17 protein-coding genes and 1 tRNA gene are annotated in these 17,608 nt (G+C 50.0%); 10 read left to right on the top strand and 8 right to left on the bottom strand.

Features of this window, described 5'->3' with window-relative positions:
* Positions 1–15 precede the first annotated feature (15 nt).
* From B7989_RS03385 to B7989_RS03360, 6 genes are all read left to right on the top strand, one after another.
* Positions 16–99: transfer RNA gene (locus tag B7989_RS03385), tRNA-Leu, on the top strand.
* Between the two features lie 65 nt (positions 100–164).
* On the top strand, positions 165–779 hold the full coding sequence (locus B7989_RS03380; RefSeq protein WP_088627187.1) for a GNAT family N-acetyltransferase: 615 nt from the start codon (positions 165–167) through the stop codon (positions 777–779).
* Positions 780–860: 81 nt separating this feature from the next.
* The gene (locus B7989_RS03375; RefSeq protein ID WP_088627186.1) at positions 861–1,709 is read left to right on the top strand and encodes a TIGR02147 family protein; all 849 of its coding nucleotides are present in this window, start codon (positions 861–863) and stop codon (positions 1,707–1,709) included.
* Positions 1,709–3,088, top strand: coding sequence for a carbohydrate binding domain-containing protein (locus tag B7989_RS03370; protein ID WP_088627185.1), 1,380 nt, complete (start codon positions 1,709–1,711; stop codon positions 3,086–3,088). Before B7989_RS03375 ends, B7989_RS03370 begins: the two co-directional genes overlap by 1 nt.
* Positions 3,089–3,148: 60 nt before the next feature.
* Positions 3,149–4,879, top strand: coding sequence for a maltotransferase domain-containing protein (locus B7989_RS03365; protein ID WP_088627184.1), 1,731 nt, complete (start codon positions 3,149–3,151; stop codon positions 4,877–4,879).
* 68 nt (positions 4,880–4,947) lie between these two features.
* Entirely contained in the window at positions 4,948–5,703 is a 756-nt protein-coding gene (locus B7989_RS03360) for an acyl-[acyl-carrier-protein] thioesterase (RefSeq protein ID WP_088627183.1), read from the top strand.
* A 20-nt stretch (positions 5,704–5,723) separates the two neighbouring features.
* Here the strand turns inward: B7989_RS03360 and B7989_RS03355 are convergent, their stop codons facing one another.
* On the bottom strand, positions 5,724–6,272 hold the full coding sequence (locus B7989_RS03355; RefSeq protein WP_088627182.1) for a carbohydrate-binding family 9-like protein: 549 nt from the start codon (positions 6,270–6,272) through the stop codon (positions 5,724–5,726).
* Positions 6,273–6,454: 182 nt separating this feature from the next.
* Between B7989_RS03355 and B7989_RS03350 the strand changes: the two genes are divergently transcribed.
* Positions 6,455–6,784: a SpoVG family protein gene (locus B7989_RS03350; protein ID WP_233144225.1), complete on the top strand. Its 330-nt coding sequence runs from the start codon at positions 6,455–6,457 to the stop codon at positions 6,782–6,784.
* An 8-nt stretch (positions 6,785–6,792) separates the two neighbouring features.
* Complete coding sequence (locus B7989_RS03345; RefSeq protein ID WP_088627181.1) at positions 6,793–8,328, top strand: YifB family Mg chelatase-like AAA ATPase; 1,536 nt, start codon at positions 6,793–6,795, stop codon at positions 8,326–8,328.
* Here the strand turns inward: B7989_RS03345 and B7989_RS03340 are convergent.
* Both B7989_RS03340 and B7989_RS03335 read right to left on the bottom strand, forming a co-directional pair.
* Positions 8,325–8,690 carry a dihydroneopterin aldolase gene (locus tag B7989_RS03340; protein WP_073318508.1) on the bottom strand — a complete coding sequence of 122 codons (366 nt, stop codon included), beginning with the start codon at positions 8,688–8,690 and terminating at the stop codon, positions 8,325–8,327. The two genes, B7989_RS03345 and B7989_RS03340, sit on opposite strands and share 4 nt — an antisense overlap.
* Positions 8,684–9,718, bottom strand: coding sequence for a hypothetical protein (locus B7989_RS03335; protein WP_144264952.1), 1,035 nt, complete (start codon positions 9,716–9,718; stop codon positions 8,684–8,686). The genes B7989_RS03340 and B7989_RS03335 overlap by 7 nt, the downstream gene beginning before the upstream one ends.
* A 228-nt stretch (positions 9,719–9,946) precedes the next feature.
* Here B7989_RS03335 and pgk point away from each other — a divergent pair, with 228 nt between their 5' ends.
* Together pgk and B7989_RS03325 are read left to right on the top strand one after the other, a co-directional pair.
* Positions 9,947–11,203: a phosphoglycerate kinase gene (pgk, locus tag B7989_RS03330; RefSeq protein ID WP_072826912.1), complete on the top strand. Its 1,257-nt coding sequence runs from the start codon at positions 9,947–9,949 to the stop codon at positions 11,201–11,203.
* A gap of 172 nt (positions 11,204–11,375) precedes the next feature.
* The gene (locus B7989_RS03325) at positions 11,376–11,723 is read left to right on the top strand and encodes a hypothetical protein (RefSeq protein WP_088627179.1); all 348 of its coding nucleotides are present in this window, start codon (positions 11,376–11,378) and stop codon (positions 11,721–11,723) included.
* 3 nt (positions 11,724–11,726) lie between these two features.
* Here the strand turns inward: B7989_RS03325 and B7989_RS03320 are convergent, their stop codons facing one another.
* From B7989_RS03320 to B7989_RS03300, 5 genes are all read right to left on the bottom strand, one after another.
* Positions 11,727–12,470, bottom strand: a complete 744-nt coding sequence (locus B7989_RS03320) for a phosphatase PAP2 family protein (protein ID WP_088627178.1) — start codon at positions 12,468–12,470, stop codon at positions 11,727–11,729.
* The gene (locus B7989_RS03315) at positions 12,464–13,576 is read right to left on the bottom strand and encodes an iron-containing alcohol dehydrogenase family protein (protein WP_088627177.1); all 1,113 of its coding nucleotides are present in this window, start codon (positions 13,574–13,576) and stop codon (positions 12,464–12,466) included. Before B7989_RS03315 ends, B7989_RS03320 begins: the two co-directional genes overlap by 7 nt.
* 4 nt (positions 13,577–13,580) lie before the next feature.
* Entirely contained in the window at positions 13,581–14,120 is a 540-nt protein-coding gene (locus tag B7989_RS03310) for a ribonuclease domain-containing protein (protein WP_088627176.1), read from the bottom strand.
* Positions 14,121–14,209: 89 nt separating this feature from the next.
* Entirely contained in the window at positions 14,210–15,259 is a 1,050-nt protein-coding gene (locus B7989_RS03305) for a fibrobacter succinogenes major paralogous domain-containing protein (RefSeq protein ID WP_088627175.1), read from the bottom strand.
* An 8-nt stretch (positions 15,260–15,267) separates the two neighbouring features.
* Positions 15,268–17,481 carry an FISUMP domain-containing protein gene (locus B7989_RS03300; RefSeq protein WP_088627174.1) on the bottom strand — a complete coding sequence of 738 codons (2,214 nt, stop codon included), beginning with the start codon at positions 17,479–17,481 and terminating at the stop codon, positions 15,268–15,270.
* Between the last annotated feature and the right edge of the window lie 127 nt (positions 17,482–17,608).

The following is a 17,608-nucleotide window of genomic DNA, read 5'->3' as shown; positions in this document are numbered from 1 at the left end:
TTTGGCTTACCCCACGCGGATGTGGTGGAACTGGTAGACACGCTAGATTCAGGTTCTAGTGCCTGCAAGGGCATGAAGGTTCAAGTCCTTTCATCCGCACTGAAAAACCGTCGAAGCAATTCGGCGGTTTTTTATATCCCCATCTTTTACTATCTTACCCCATCATGGATAACTTCGAAGATTTTTTCACGGCGACTTTTGAAACGGCTACGCTTGCCAATAACGTAGTGACGCTCAAGGGCCTGCGAGAAAATTCCGAAGGTCCTACTTCTGCAGAATCGATCATGCAGGCCATCGAAAAATCCCGCGAGCACCTTTCGGAACACCTCCCCTGGGTTCGCGACACCGATATTTTCGACATCAAGAAACGCATCCGTTCCTGGATCCTGAATGAACGCTTTGGACAAGGCGGTTGCTGGCTGATTTTCAAGAACTCGGGCGAAGAAATTTCGGCAGGAGATTCGTCCCCGATGGCAGGCGCCATCATGATGGACGTCAAGCTTTCGAATCGTTCTGCGACCCTGAGCTACTGGCTTTACAAGGAATATACAGGCCAGGGCCTTATGACAGAGGCCGTAAAGCTACTTTCGGCCTTCGCCTTTGCAACCCTCAAGCTCAACCGGCTGGAACTTTTAGTCTCTGTATACAACGGGAAAAGCGCCGCCGTTGCCGCACGATGCGGGTTCATGGAAGAAGGCATAAACCGCGATTACGAGCTCATAAACGGCAAATTTGTGGACCACAGACGGTTTTCGCTCCTGGCACGAGACGTATATTAATGGTTACATTGGTTACTCGGGTAAACGGGAATATTAAATTAGATATGGTTTTCAGGGGTTAATTCTTCTATTTTTTTGAGTATGGAAAATGGAGAAAAGCAGAAACTCGTAGAACCGGATATCCTGCAGTACACGAACTACAGGGTATTTCTCCGTGATTATTACGAGTATAAAAAGAAAACCTCGACCGCGTTCAGCTTGCGGTTCTTTGCCGAGAAGGCAGGGCTTTCTAGCCATGCCCATTTAAAACTCGCAATCGACGGCAAGCGCAACATCACCAAAAACACGGTCACCAAGCTCATTCATGGCTTGGGGCTTGAAAACCAGCGCGCCGCATACTTCGAAAGCCTCGTATTCTTTAACCAGGCACAAACCGACGCCGACAAGCAAATCTACTACGCCCAGCTCATCAAGGCAAGCCCCCGTTCAAAGCTGCACAAGATGGACAAGGCGCAGTTCCGTATTTTCCAGGAATGGCACCATTCTGTGATTCTTGAGATGGTAGGGCTCAAGGATTTCCGCCCCATTCCCGACTTGATTTCTAAAAAACTGCGCGGGCTCGTGACTCCCGCACAGGTGACCGAATCACTCCAATTGCTCTTGGAACTGGGCCTCCTGGTCAAGACCGCCAACGGCTATCGCCAACGCGACCCCCTGATTACGACCGATGACGAAGTCCAGGATATGATGGTCAAGATGTACCATTTCCAGATGCTCAAGCTGTCTGCAACCATGCTTGCAGACCTTCCGGGCAACGAAAGGGACGTTTCTGCGCTTACTTTTGGGATTAAGCGCTCAGATTTTCCCAATTTGAAAAAACATTTACAACTAATGCGAAAAGAACTACTAGATTTCTCTGCAAAAGCCGGAGAAGCAGAAGATGTTGTGCAAGTCAACATTCAGCTCTTCCCCTTGACCCGAGGAGTGTGATGAAATTCTTTTTGTCCATAGCCACGATTGCCGTATACGCCACCGCGTTTTTGTCTTTGGTTGCTTGTTCCAACGACAAGTCCATTGCTGGTATCGAAATTGGCAACCCGAGCATTGCGGACAGCGATACAACCGCAAGAGATACCACGGCAAAGGACACCTCTGTAAAGGACACATCGGTCAAGGATACTACGCCTAAGGACACCGCTGTCAAGAAACAACCTGCCCTTCCGCTGGTTGCCGATTTCTCTATTGACTATTCCGAAGTGAATCTCAAGGCCCTTGCCAAGGAAGCAGAAAAGGATGAACCGATTCTGTTGGATTCCTTCTCCCTGATTCTTACTGAAGTTCGTTCCTTCTCTAGTTACTATTATACGACTTTGATTGTCGACCCCGTTGTCGGACTCCAGCTCTGGCCTTACGAAGATTCCCCCAACGAGTCGCTGGAGATTTCGTTTACCAAGGGTTCCTTGATCGAAGATCCCTTCAAGGACATCGACTTGAACGAAGAAGGCTACCTCAAGGAAATGGGCGTCGGATTCAAGCCCGACGAAACCATGGCCATATTCGGTCGCATTCTCATCGACAAGAAGTACCATCCCTTCGTCTACAGTCTTTCGAACTTCCAGACGCTCATGTTGCGCTACCACTACTCGCAGATTGATACCGCAAACGGCAAGGCCAATTTGTCTGTAGTATTCCGAGTCAAGCAGTTTACAGACGGGATTGATTTCTCGGGCGCCGAAGTCGGCGAAGACAGCGTAATTCATATTGATTCCAAGTACAATTCAGAATTGTGGAACGCAATGAACAAGCGCTTTGTGACAAGTTTCCAGCCGTTGCGTTATGACTACACCACAGTTGCTGGCGATGCACATTTCGAATATGTCGCTGACATATGGAAGGGTATTGCAGCCAAGAAGGGCGAAAACACGATTATCAACGGAAACTTCTCTTCGCCCTTTACCACCGACTGGATTTTGATGAACCAGTTTGGCGGACATTCCGACACGACGGTGCTGCTCGAAAAGGGGTCCAAAGAACGCATTATGCAGGTGAACGTTACGGATGGCGGCAAGCATTCCTACAGCGTGCAGCTGATTCAAGAAAACGTCGCCCTGATTGCCGGCGTCCAGTACCAGTGCATATTCACCATCTGGTCCGATGTGGAAGGTCAGATTACGGCCCGTATCGGTTCGTACAACACCTACGAAACCATCGGATTCCAGGAACACGTGCAAGTGCAGACCACGGGTCAATCGGTCGGAATCACGTTCACGCCCGAAGTCAGCGATCCGTTCGCCCGCTTTGAACTGAACCTCGGCGGTTCCGAACGAACCTTCTGGATTAAAGAAGTCAAGGTATTAAGAATCAACTAAAACTAAAACGCATTTTAAGGGCTCGCCACGGCGAGCCTTTTTTGCTAAATTTTCGTTACTATGGCTACAATTCCTACTCGCAAAGACAATCTCGTTATTGAAAACATTCGCCCCCAAATCGAAGGTGGGCGTTTTATGCTCAAGCGCGAACCGGGCGACACCGTTACGCTTACCGCGGACATTTTCCGCCACAGCCACGAAAAGTATGATGCGGCGATTTTCTACCGCCACGATTCCAAGAAGAAATGGGAAAAGGCTCCCATGCACTTTGTCGATAACGACCAGTGGGAAGGTTCCTTCACGGTCAACAATATCGGCTACTACGAATACAAGATTTGCGCCTGGACCATCGAGCCCAAGGACGAACCGACCGAAAGCCCCGTAATGAAGCTCCGCGTGGATCCCTCTTACGCCCGCATTGGTACCTGGTACGAAATGTGGCCGAAGAGCCAGGGCACCGACCCGAAGAAGAGCGCCACCTGGAAGGATTGCGAAAACCAGCTCGACTACATTGCCGGCCTCGGCTTCGATACCGTTTACCTGGTACCGATTCACCCGATCGGTGTCACGAACCGCAAGGGAGCAAACAACGCCTTGCATGCCAAGGTCGACAAGAAGGGGAAGCCCTTGGAACCGGGTTGTCCGTATGCCGTAGGTAACAAGAACGGCGGCCACTATGACGTGGATCCCGAACTTGGTTCCATGAAGGATTTCGAACACTTCGCCAAGGCTGCCCGCAAGAAGGGTCTCCGCCTCGCTCTCGATATCGCGCTGAACTGCAGCCCCGACCACCCGTACGTGAAGAGCCACCCGGAATGGTTCTACCACGAACCGGATGGCAGCATCAAGTTCGCCGAAAACCCGCCCAAGAAGTACGAAGACATTTACCCCTTCGACTACTACAACAAGAACTACAAGGCCCTGTGGCAGGAAATCGAAAACATTATCCTGTTCTGGGCCGACAAGGGCATCGAAATTTTCCGTATCGACAACCCGCACACCAAGCCCTTCCCGTTCTGGGAATGGCTGATTGCAGACGTCAAGGAAAAGCGTCCGGAACTCGTGTTTCTCGCCGAAGCATTCACCCGTCCGAAGATGATGCATCGCTTGGCCAAGTCCGGTTTCGATATGAGCTACACTTATTTCGCCTGGCGCTCTGCCAAGTGGGAATTCGAACAGTACCTCAAGGAACTGACGCAGTCCGATGCCAAGGAATACATGCGCGGCATCTTCTTCCCGACGACTCCGGACATTTTCCCGAAGTACCTCGCCTACAAGGGCCCGAACGCCTTCAAGCAGCGTTACTTCTTGGCCGGTACGCTTTCTAGCCTTACGGGCATGTACAACGGCTACGAGCTCTGCGAAAACATTCCGAGCCCTATCAAGGAAGAATTGCAGGACAGCGAAAAGTACCAGTACAAGGTCCACAACTGGACTGGCCCGGGCATTCAGGATTTCGTGCGCCGCGTGAATACCGCCCGTCAGGAACACATCGCCCTGCAGGAATACGACAACCTCGATTTCCATTACTGCAGCAACGACCAGCTGATGGTTTACTCCAAGAAGGCTGGCGAAGACGTTATTTTATGCGTATGCAACATGGACATGGATAACGTCCAGGAAGGCATGGTGGAACTCGACATGGGCAAGCTCGGCCTGAATCAGGACGCCTTCTACTTCTTGAAGGACTTGATTACCGACGAAAGCTTTGTCTGGCGTGGCAACAAGAACTACGTGAAACTTGACCCCGCCAAGGCTCCCGGCCACTTGCTGGTGCTCAAGAAAATCTAGGCCGAATAAAAAATGGAAAATATTTCAGGGCGGTTCCACTACCGCCCTTTTTTATTTATATTCAAAGTATGATTGACATTTATTCGCTTGCTAAAAATCCGCTCGTTTTCCAGAAACAGCGCACCATCACTTCGGCCTACATCGACGTCTCGGGCAAGATGGGCATTGCGCAAACCGTACTCATGGTTCAGGACAACCTCACCGAAAATTTCGGCGCACTCAAGATGGACAATTTCTGCGTGAACGAAAAGGGCGGCTACTGGGCAATCTACAAAGCGAAATTCAAGTTTTTCAAGCGTCCGTTCTGGCGCGACAAAGTCATCACGACATCGTTCCCCACGGACAACGCTCCGATCCGCACCTACGTGAACACATCCATCACGACGGCCGAAGGCGAACCGATTATTTTTGCCGTGCAAGAAGCCTGCTGCCTCGACTTGGAACGCCATCGCCCCATGAAGCTCGAAGCCGTAGACTTCCCGGCAGAAGGCGCTCCGGAGCACTTTATGGACAACAAGTTTTCGAAGTTCCCCGTACAGAACGAAGAATACGAAGAAGTCTACCGCCAGAAAGTGTTGCCGCAGCACATCGACATGTCGCACCACATGAACAACATCGAATACGTGAAGCTCGCCCTGAACGTATTCAGCGCCGCCGACTTGGAACTTTGCATTCCGGCGATGCTCGAGCTGCATTTCATGGGAGAAACCCGCGAAGGCCAGGAAGTCACCGTTTTCCGCGCCGACAAGATGGGCGCGACCTACATGAAGATTGAAGACGACACCGGCCGCCAAGTCTTCGAAATGAAAATCAAGATGAAATAGCCAAATTAAAATTCGTCGAACTAAAATTCGTGGAAAAATTCAGGCCGGTGAAAATCCGGCTTTTCTGTTTCTACCGGGAAGGCGCTCAAGTAATGGGGCGTCTTGGATTTATCGGCACACTTGTAAAGATTTCCGCGAAGAGTCACCCCTTCAAAGGTCCGCATACCAAAGAGTGAAGGCGGAATCTGGACCGTCATTCCCCAGCATACAAGATTGCCCGCGACGCTAGCAAGTTGCTTGGTGCGAATAACCGAATCGATTTCGGGTTGCGTCAGCTTGGTGCGCGAATTGCGATCGGGCCCATGGGCCGCCAGCAAGTAGCCGCGGCAAGTCGTTTCGAAGTTAAAGTATTCGGCAGGATTCGCCGGATTCTGCAAGAAGATTTCGACGCAGGAATCTTCCCAGCTGGAGCCGTTATCTTCTTTGACCTCGGCGCGGAAGCAGTCCGAAGGTTCTTCGACAGTAAAATTCACCGTGAAATAATCCGGCGTCATTTCGACTTCGGCAAGCACCGTCGGGAGAGCTTTCCCCTGGTTTGCCACCCAATTCATATTCGGTTTCAAGAGCATGATTAAAAGGTAGTAAAGTGATTAATCACTGATTAATCAGTGATTAATCACTTGAATCGCCATAGGTACTTTTAGAGAAATGGCGATTTTTTGCCGATTTAGCCATTTCAAAAAATTGGCATGCTAATTGCATTTAGGGGCTTGCTTACAAAGCAACAACTCTAACAAAACAGGAGACCTCTATGGCTACCAAAAACAAAATGCCCGAAAAAGAAACCGAGGCAAGTTCCGCATTCGACTGCCTCGCCGTGACCAATGTACAAGTCTACCCTTTCCAGGAAGGCCCTTCCATGGGACACACCAAGGGAATCGCGTCGATCGTGCTGAATGACCAGTTCATGATTCGCGGCCTCCGCGTGATGGATGGCGAAAATGGGCTTTTCGTGGGCTACCCCATCGACCCGTTCTTCAAGGGCGAATCGTTCCGCTCTATTTGCAATCCGGTGACGCGCCAGCTCCGCGAGCACATCGAAAATTGCATCCTTGAAAAGTACCAGGCCGCCATCGTATAGGAGCCAACATGTTCCGCAGAATTCGCTCTTACTGCTTGCTTGGAATAAAGGCTGTCCCTGTAAATGTCGAAGTCGATTCTTCGCAGGGGCTGCCCGGATTCACCTTGGTAGGTTTGCCTGACAACGCCGTAAGAGAGTCCAGGGAACGAGTCGTTTCTGCAATTCGTTCCGCCGGCAAAGTGGTGACGGGTTTCCGCACGACGGTAAACTTGTCGCCCGCGGATTTGCGGAAAGAAGGGAGCGCCCTGGACTTGCCCCTTGCTTTTGGGCTTTTGACTGCAGCCGGAGAGATCGAAGTTCCCGACTTGGAACACCTCGTTTTTGTCGGAGAACTTTCACTCGATGGCCTGTTGAAGCCTGTCCGGGGCGTTCTTTCCATTGCAATGAGTTTGTCCGAAAAGTCTAAAGACATTCTGGTAATCCCGAAAGGCAACGAGCAAGAAGCCTCGCTTGTAGAAGGAATCCGCTATGTCTGCGCCGACACACTCATGGAATGCATTGAAAAAATAGAAGCCGAAGCCCACAATTATGCACAGCGTGCATCCGGATTGAAAGAACAAATGTATTTAACGCATGCCGACCGGGATATTCCCGACTTCAAGAATGTGGTCGGCATGGAAGGCGTGAAGCGGGCGCTCGAAGTCGCTGCCGCTGGCGCCCACAACTTCCTTATGGTTGGCTCGCCCGGAGCGGGCAAGACCTTGTGTGCAAAATGCCTGCCAGGCATTCTGCCCGAAATGACGGAACTTGAAATTCTGGAAACGACCCGAATCCATTCGTGTGCAAGATCTGCGGGCGACTCCGAGGAATTCAAGCCCGTGATGGTCCGCCCGTTCCGTACCCCCCACCACAGCGCTTCCATGGTGTCGCTGGTGGGGGGTGGCACCCGGCTAAAGCCGGGTGAGGCGAGCCTTGCCCATAACGGAGTGCTGTTCCTCGACGAACTGCCGGAATTCAACCGCAGCGTTCTGGAAGCTTTACGCGAGCCCATGGAAGAGGGCAAAATCTCGATCAGCCGCGCTAGCGGGACCGTCACTTGGCCCGCAAGATTCATGATGGGAGCGGCCATGAATCCCTGTCCCTGCGGGTACGCCATGGACCCGAAACGCGCCTGCACTTGCCTGCCGGAGGCTCGCAAGCGTTACCAAGAAAAAATATCCGGTCCGCTCCTCGACCGCATCGATATCCAAGTGAGCGTCCCGCCCGTCGAAGCCTCGCAATTCGGCCGCAAGAGCACCGCCGAGTCTTCGGCCGAGATTCGCAAGCGAATCTGTAGCGCCCGGGAAATCCAGCGCAAGCGATTCGAGGGGACACCGTTCAAGACGAACGCCGAGATGACTTCGGACTTTGCCAAGAAGAGCTGCAAGCTTTCGGCAGAAACCGAACAGTTCGCCATCAACGCCGCCGACAGAATGGGGCTCAGCGCCCGCGGCTTTTACAGACTATTAAAGGTCGGCAGAACAATCGCCGACCTTCGAAAATCCGATTCCGTTGAAATTATAGACCTTTCTGAAGCCCTGCGCTACCGCGCCTTCAGAAGCTAGCGAATCACCTTGATACTCGATTCGGCTCCTGCGCTTTGCGGGATTGCCAACGGCTTACGGACAGAGACTTCTGCGGCAAGCGTCTTCGGGTAGTGGTTCAAGATATACTTGGCCGTTTCAAGCACCAAGGTTTCTTCTAGCTGGAAAGACGACCTGCAGACAAAATCCTGCACGTCGTCAGCTAGTTGCACATAATCGATAGAATGGGCAAGATCTTCATTTCGGGCGGCAAGAGTAAAATCAAGCCACACCGAAATATTCAGAACAACCGGCTGCATATTTTCGCGCTCGTAAGGGAGCGTTCCAATAATGCAGTTGAATTCCAAATCACGAATCGTGATTTTTCCGGTTTCGACTACCATACGAAGAGTACGACAGCACCTGCGATTGCGGCTGCAGAAACGCCGAACCAGATGTTACGGGCAGACGTATAAGAATCCTGTGTCTTCTTGTCTTCTTCCATTCTTCTCTGGAGATCGCGCAGGGTCCAGGCTTCTTGCCTTACCTGCGACGCCATGATTTCTTCGCACTTGGCCGGGTTTGCTTCGCCCGGATCGTGGCAAGCGCTCAGGATCTGGCTGTTCAAGCCGCTCAAGTTGTCGTAGGCATCCTTGGCTTCGTTAGCCTTGCTGTGCTGCATGATTCCAACCACGGCGGCAGTGACTGCCAAGGCAGAGAGGCCGACGGCCGTCCAGAAACGGACTTCGTCAGCAATACCGAAACGGTCACCCACGTCACTTGCAGCAGCGCTTGCAGCGTAGTCACGATCGTCTTCAACCGGAGCGGAAGTCTTGTATTTGCTGTAGTCTTCATCATCGTCGTCTTCGCAATCCGGATCGTATTCGTCACATTCTTCAGCCTGGCTGCTCGGAACGGCAGGAGCGGCTGCAACAGATTCTTCCTCTTCTTCTTCAGCGGCAGCAGGAGCTTCGCCCTTCAATTCAACAGCCTTGCCATCGATATACACCACTGCGGTCGAAAGGCCGGGAGCATAGACAGCCTTACCGTCGAAGTAAACCTTTTCGACATCCTTATCGGCAGCGGCACCGCGGCGAGTATAGAGCTTAGCGTTAACGAGCTTGGAGTAGTCAACGCCTTCGGCGGTCATCGGAGTCATGGAAGAAAGGTCGCCTTTACCACCCTGGTAGAGCTGGTAAGAGGTTTCAGATTCACCAAACGGGTCTTCAAATTTCTGACGCACAACCAAGCGGCCACTCTGCAAAGAGGAGACCTCGTCAGCCGGAGCGACCTTGAGTTCGCCACCGAATTCGGCTACGATGTAGTCATCGGGTACACCAGCATCCTTGGCGGTAAATTCATCGATATCGTAAATGCTTGCGAAAGCGGATACGACAGACAGGCAAAGGACCATCAAAAGTGAACGTTTCATTTGTACTCCAAAATGTCTAATTTTTGATGGAAATATATAAAAAAATGCGTATAATGGTACTGAAAATAATTGTTTTGTAATATACAGCCGTGCACATAATGTTCTCTCCAGTCTAATGTTTAGCAATATTTACACGGTCTATGCAACAAAGCGGCACCAATTCAAAGGGGTTTCTTTTTTACTATATTTTAGCCCGTAAAATTTTAACCCTAACAGAGGATTGCTACAATGGCAAAGCTTTCTATCGAAGATCTCGAACTCGCCGGCAAGCGCGTGTTCATCCGTGTTGACTTCAACGTTCCGCAGGACAAGGTGACTGGCGAAATCACCAACACCAAGCGTATCGAAGCCGCTCTCCCGACCATCCAGTACGCTCTCGACAAGGGTGCAGCCGTCGTGCTCGCTTCCCACCTCGGCCGTCCGAATGGCGAAAAGAACATGAAGTACACGCTCGCTCCGGTTGCCAAGAAGCTCGAAGAACTCATCAAGAAGCCGGTGAAGTTCCTCTCCGACTGCGTGGGTCCTGAAGTCGAAGCCGCCTGCGCCGCTATCAAGCCAGGTGAAATCATCCTCCTCGAAAACCTCCGCTTCCACATCGAAGAAGAAGGCAAGCGCAAGATCAAGAACGCCGATGGCACCGAAACCAAGGAAAAGGCCGACAAGGAAGCCGTGAAGGCATTCCGCGCAAGCCTCACCAAGCTCGCTGACGTTTATGTGAACGACGCTTTCGGTACCGCTCACCGCGACCACTCCTCCATGACTGGTGTTGAACTTCCGCAGCGCGCTGCCGGTTTCCTCATGAACAAGGAACTCAAGGCATTCGACCAGGTGCTCAACAATCCTCCGCGTCCGTTCCTCGCCATCCTCGGCGGTGCAAAGGTCGCTGATAAGATCCAGCTCATCAACAACCTCCTCGACAAGGCCGACAAGATCATCATCGGCGGTGGCATGGCTTTCACCTTCAAGAAGGTTCTGAACAACATCGAAATCGGTTCTTCTTTGTTTGACGAAGAAGGCGCCAAGCTCGTTCCGGATCTGATGGCCAAGGCCAAGGCTGCCGGCAAGGAAATCATCCTCCCGGTCGACTACATCGCTGCCGACAAGTTCGCTGCCGACGCTGCCACGAAGGCTGTCTCTGACGCCGAAGGCATTCCGGCAGGCTGGATGGGTCTCGATGTGGGCGCTGAATCCACCAAGCTCTTCGTGAACGCTATCAAGTCTGCAAAGACCATCGTCTGGAACGGTCCTGCAGGCGTGTTCGAATTCGAAGCCTTCGAAAAGGCTACCAAGGCTATGGCCGACGCAATCGTCGAAGCTACCGCTGCCGGCGCAATCACCGTGATCGGTGGTGGCGATACCGCTACGGCTGCCAAGAAGTACGGCGCCGACAAGAAGGTGACCCACACCTCTACGGGTGGTGGTGCATCTCTCGAATTGCTCGAGGGTAAAGTCCTCCCCGGTGTTGCAGTGCTCACCGACAAGTAATTCAAATCAAATTTTGGATTTTATAACCCTGCAAATTTTTGCAGGGTCTTTTTTTTTGCAAAGGGCTACGCCCTCCCTTGTCTTTTTTCTTTTTTTGCAACCTTCTGATTGCACACTTTTGTTTTAAGATTTGTATATTGCGTTTTAGAAGTCTTTAACAAAGGAACATCTTATGTCGATTGCAGAAATTTCGAAGAACTTTCACGCAGAGCATCGCGGCAATTGCGCAATGTCGGTGGCATACGGTTATGCTCGTGCAACGGGCAAGTCCGAGGCGGAGGCAGTAGCATCTGCCGAGATGTTCCGTAATTTCGGTGGCGGCAAGGCCCCGAATGGCGCATGTGGCGCGCTCTATGCGGCAAAGATGATGCAGCCGGACCATGCCGACGCCATTGAGGACTTTTTCAAGCGAGGCGCCCAGAATTTCACCAAGTGCAGTGAAATTCGCCCGAACAAGGTCATTCCATGCAATCGCTGCGTGGAACTCGCCGGCGAAGCGCTTGACTTTTTAGAGAAATAGAAACTACTTTGATTTTTTCTTTGCTGTTGAGAGCCGTTTGAATTCGGCTCTCGCTTTTTTCATGTCCGCAAGGAACGATTCGTCGGCATGCAGGCGGGCAAAGCAGCCAGCAATAATCGCTTTGGAGGCTTCGATGTCGCTTTGCCAGTGGTAGCCCGCAATCACGCGGCTTTGGCCCCATTCATAGCCGTATTTCAAGAGAGCATCCTGTGCGGCGGGGTTGATTTCAGCGAGCAACAAGGCCATCGCCCACGCGCGAATCGTATGGCCCGAGGGGTAAGAACCATTGGACCGATGCTCCTCCTCATATTTGGGCATCAGGGTCGGCTCGTTAAAATACATATAGGGACGCGGCCTCATATAATGATTTTTCGGACCGCGACCCGCAAGGCGCATGGTCAGCACGCCACGCTTGACCACATAAAAGATCGCCGGCGTTTTCTTCTCCGAAATTTCCATGCCAAAGGCTTCGCTGAACAAGGCCATCATTTCGGCAATATCCACAGTTCCCTGGGCAATGGCAAGGGCTGCCCGGGCAGAATCAGCCCGCATGGACTTACCCCATTTATATTGCGCCACGTCGTAGGCAAAGGCGGCCGAGCCCGTATCCGGCGGAGCGGGGTAAAAATTCAACGCATTCGGAAGGTCTTCTGCACCCATGTACGGTTTAACGTCATCGGCAGCAAAGCAAAGAGCCGCACCCCAAAGCGCACATACAAAAAAGCATTTACGCAAATGATTTAGCATGATTCAACGACCAGGGACTTTTCGTATATGAAATTGACATCGGCTGCCGTAATTACACCCGGAACGAGATCCAGCTTAGAGCGGTTTGTTTTCATGGCCGCGGCAAACTGGTCGCGCATGGCACGCGAGACGGTACAAGTTCCGATAAGCTTGCGAAGCATCGCCGTAAATTCATCAACACTCTTAAGACCTAGAAGAGAAAAAACCTTCTGAACATCTTCGGGCACGAATTTCGCGCAGACTTCGGTGTAGGCCGCAAGAAAGTAACCGACCGCAGGCCCGTGAGGAACGCCCGCATGGAGCGTAAGATCGTAGCTCATGCCGTGCGGTACCGAAGTACTTGTATGAGCAATGGACATGCCCGCAATAGTCGAGGTGAGCATGAGTTTTTCGTAGAGGCTCGCATCGACGGCGGCATCGGATAGCAAAGCGCTTTTGCATTCGCCCCAAAGCTTGAGGCCGTATTCCGGAAACATGCGGTTGAACGCATTCGACTTGACGTTAAGAATACTTTCGACCATGTGAGCGAGCGCATCGACAGCGGTATTCACAATCAACTGTTTCTTTGCAGAAGCAAGGTACTTTCCGTCAACAAGCGCGAGTACCGGGAAAATTACATGCGGGATACTCTTCTTGAGCTGAATCTTGTGATTCGTGATGATAGAAACAGGCGTAGCCTCGGAACCCATCCCGCACGTTGTCGGAACCGCTACAACAGGCGCATGGTCCAGAGGGTGACTTGGAACTTGATGAAGGTCGTCTGCATCGACTGAAGGATTCAACAAGAGCAACGCCACCGCCTTGGCGGCATCGATAGCGGAGCCTCCCCCAATACCAATGACAAAATCAGCCTTGAAGCCTTGCGCAATCTGAGCGGCCTTGCGCACCGTATCCGTCGACGGATTCTCTTCGACTTCGTTGAACACCTGGAACGGGATATTGCCGGAATTCAAGACACTTTCGATGTCGCTCAAGGAGCCATTCGCTGCAGCAGAATGGCGGCCCGTCATAATGAGCGCGCGAGTCCCGACGGCAAGCATTTGATTCGCGTGATTTTTCACGCAGTCTTTTTCGACATAAATATCTGTCGGAACAAAAGAGCGCATACAATTACCGAACGTCCAGCTTTTTGAAAGACTTGTAATGGTCTGCGGTATAGTAAATCACGCAATCCGACGCATAGACAAGGCGCTTGGTTCCGCGGCTACTGTCATAATAATCCACATCGGCTTCGTGGTAAGATCCTTTAGGCAAAAGGCCATCGCTATTTTCATAGACATCGCCACCCACCATAAAGTCAAAGGCGGTCCACGGATTAAAATTCCACTTCGTAAATTCTCTACCCGTTTCTTCTTCAACAAGGGCAATCGCTTCGTCCTTGCCGATATAATTGCTGGGCAACTTGTCGAACTTGCACAAGTATGCGGCCACGGAATCCTTGGTCGTGTACACGCCGGACTTTACCACGGCATCATAGACAGACTGTTTCTGTTCGCTAGACGAAGACGTCGCTTCTCCACTAGAAGACGACTTGACTCTTCTATAAACGCCATCATCGTCGTCACTAGAAACGGTCGGAGTCGAGCAGGCCGCAAAGAAAGCGGTCACTGCGCAGGCAAAGGAAATTTTAAAAAAAACATTTTTCAGCATATCCTAAATATATCAAATAAAACCCTATTTAGGAATACTGACCGGAATTAAATTTTGAAGTCGTCAATCAAAAATCCACGTAATGGATTCTAGTCAGAGTCCTTCAGGCAACGAACAGACATTCCGACATCCCTCGGAGATCCTTCCAGCACCACTTTTCCCATACTATGCATCAGGAACACATCATTCGATCTCGTATCGGTTTCTTCCGTCGAAGTCCATAAATGGGCTGCAAGCCTGGCCGTGGAACCGAAAGAACCTTGTTCAGACATAAAGCTTCCCGGAAGAATTGAGAATCCGTAATCATCGGTACCTGCATACTGAGCAAACTCTTCTTGAATATACCAGTAAGCCTTTGACTTTAACTTGACACCAGCCATTTCTTGTCCGCCGACATAATTAATCAAGTCAATCCATTCCAAAAGACCCGGCAAATGCCAACCTTCGGGGCACGCTTTCATCGCATCGTTCCAACGATATAGCTTGCCGTATATTTCACATTTTTCAGGATCGTTCTCATGGCAATAGCCAACCGCATCTTCACCGGAATAATTCAAATTTTCGCCAAACCAGACTTGCTTTCCCAACTTGAGAATTCGGTATGTCTGACCATCGCGCGAATCCGTGAATGTAGAATCCGTCAATTCCGACAAACTCTCTGCACTAGAAGACGATTCTTCCTCTTGTATAGACGAGCTGCTCAAAGATTCATCAGGTTCCTCTTTGCTAGAGGAAGACTCTATTCCACTTGAAGATGATTCCTCTAACAAGGTTTCGCTCGAAGAGGACTTTTCGTTTTCAGAGATACTGTTCTCACTAGACGAGGATTCCTCTTTTTTGCTACTAGAAGATTTTTCGTCGTCAACGATTGCATCTTCGCTTGACGATGAAATTTCATCCGATTTGTCAATCTCATCAGAAGGAATCCACTTGTTCGAGTAACAAATGTATTCCTTATCGTCATCGGTTACGAATACGACTTCGCCTTTGCGCTTGTTGGTACAAGCCCCCAAGTCATAAATAGATTCAACCTCTTTTGTATCTGAAGTTGAGAGGCCACTTGAATCAATAGTATTTGATTCATCGCCACAAGCGAGTAATAGTACCAACGGGCAAAACGCGACAAGAGGGAAACGCATCGGGTAATTTATTCCTTATCCTTCACACAGCGCAGAGAGAATCCGCGATCCTTCTCGTTATAGCTGCTATAATAATAGCTGATATAGTTGTATCGATAGTCAAGGAACCAGTAAATAGCACCAGTGCTTTTGGAGGCCTCATTTGCGCTCCAGAAATTGGCAAAGTAGCCCGCATCATCAAAAAGGTAACGGCTATAGTTGTCCGTCGGGTCAGCATGAATACCATAATAAGCTCCTGTCGGAATGGCAGAGAAACCATATTCATTGGTAGACTGGCTGATTGTACTGTAGCCCACCCAACCTCTAGAAGATTTCAACTTTCCAGTATGATCATTTGTCATAGTTGAAGCCGTTTCCATTTTCGCAACGTAAGTCTTAAGCTGTCTCCATTCCGCAGTGTCAGGCACATGCCACTTTTCAGGGCAAAGGCCTCTATGCGGACTTTCAATAAGTGCTGCAGCCGAAGTCTTCAAGTATTTCGAATCAAGATTCATAGCGGCTGTCCAGCTATAAAGTCTTCCACCAACCTCACAATTGTCCTTGACATTTTTGTAGCACCAGGCGTTTTCAACAAGGTTTGCATTATCTTCATCGTAATAGTTCAAGTTTTCTGCCATCCAAGTCTGAAGTCCAATGGTTATCGTCTTATAGGTCTTTCCATCACGACTGTCCTTGATTTCTCCATATTCCATTTCACTGTTCAAGTAAGCGCTCTTACTAAAATCGTAAACACCCATCTTGCGCCAATTTCCATTACCACCATCGCATACATAGGTAATAGGAGAACTGCTAGAATTCATATCGGTGAAAGTCTTCTTGTTATTACCCTTGGTGCAAGCGGTTTTGAAACTATTTTCAATAGACGTGGGCAAACGCCAACGGTCACCATCGCAAACATAAGTTTTGCCCAAGTTATCGCTGTAAGCGTTTGTCATCTTAATCATCATGCCGTCTTGCTTTGTATCGCACACTCCAATTCCATAAATTTCGCCAACAAACATGCTGATATATTTTTCGAAATTCGGAACAGAGCTATTCATCGCAGTCAGTTTTGTACGAATAACAGTAAGGTTGGAATCATTTTTCATAGCCCAGTCAGCCATGGCAACCTTTGCCGCAGAATCACTCCAACGGCCGTCATCTTCGAAATCGGTTGCAAGAGTCGTCAATCGGCTGGTAAGGTCAGCGTCGCTCAAGCCCCCCTGCAAAAGAATGGATGCAGCAAGAAGCTTCGCATCATCTTCGTAGCTTCCAAAGATGCTCAAGTCTTCAAAAGCATGGTTGTTGCCAGACCAACCGAAAGCAGCGAGAACTTCTTTTTCGGCAGCAGCCTTTGCCGCAGGCACATTTTTGTATTTGCCACTTTCTGCAAACAGGTTAATGATTCGCTTGTGAGCCAGGTGTCCCAAAACGTTGATATTTGCAGAATTACGATCACTCAAATCAACAAGAGACTTAAGGGTCAACTGGCCTGCGCTCTTTTTATAGGTGTTTTCATTGTAATAATAGCCATTTGCTTGCATCAATGCATATTGGCTCTTGAGCGTCACCTTAGCCGACGTGTATTCGCCCAATTCACTTGTAACTTCCCATTCAAAAGTGGTTCCAGTCGGGTCCAGAACATCGTCTAATTCAGAAAGTTTAATCGCTGTTCCGCTTGCAAAGGGACCTTTTTCGGCAACACCCGTAAAGGTTTTCTTTGATATAGCAACATTTTCTACAGTCTCATTTGCACCCTGTACGCTGGAACTCGATTCGGGAACACTGCTCGAGCTTGGCGCCGTTGAAGAACTAGAGTCATCCTTTTTAGATTCAGAAGAACTGTCCTTGGAATCGGACGACTTGTCCTTAGAAGACGAAGATTCATCATCCTTGGAATCGGATGATTTATCTTTTGAAGAAGAGGAATCATCATCTTTAGATTCTGAAGACTTTACCTTTGAAGAGGAAGATTTATCCTCTTTCGATGCAGAGGATTCCGGTTCTCCGATATCCTTCCAATCTTTCTTGGTGCATTCGTAATTGACGCCTTCCTCTTCGACAAAAATGACGTCGCCAATACGATCAGATGTACATTTGCCCAAGTCGTAAATCGTCTCTACGCTAGATCCGTCCGCTAGAGTATCTTTTGCTTCGGGCTTGGTAGAAGTGGAATCTCCGCCGCAAGCGATCAAGAGTGCGCTTGAGGCAACCATTGCCTGTAGAGAGAACTTCATTTTCATTCGGACCTCGTTTGAGAGATTGATGGGGCTATTCAATGTAAATATAATTTTGTCACGATAATATTTCAAATAGAAAGATAACCCTTGAGAACCTATGTGAAATCGGTCACAAAAAGGCCTAAACTGC

This window comes from Fibrobacter sp. UWB5, assembly GCF_002210295.1.
In the GTDB taxonomy this organism is placed as follows: domain Bacteria; phylum Fibrobacterota; class Fibrobacteria; order Fibrobacterales; family Fibrobacteraceae; genus Fibrobacter.
The sequence above is the reverse complement of the archived record's forward strand: the minus strand, read 5'-3'. Positions and strand labels throughout refer to the sequence as shown.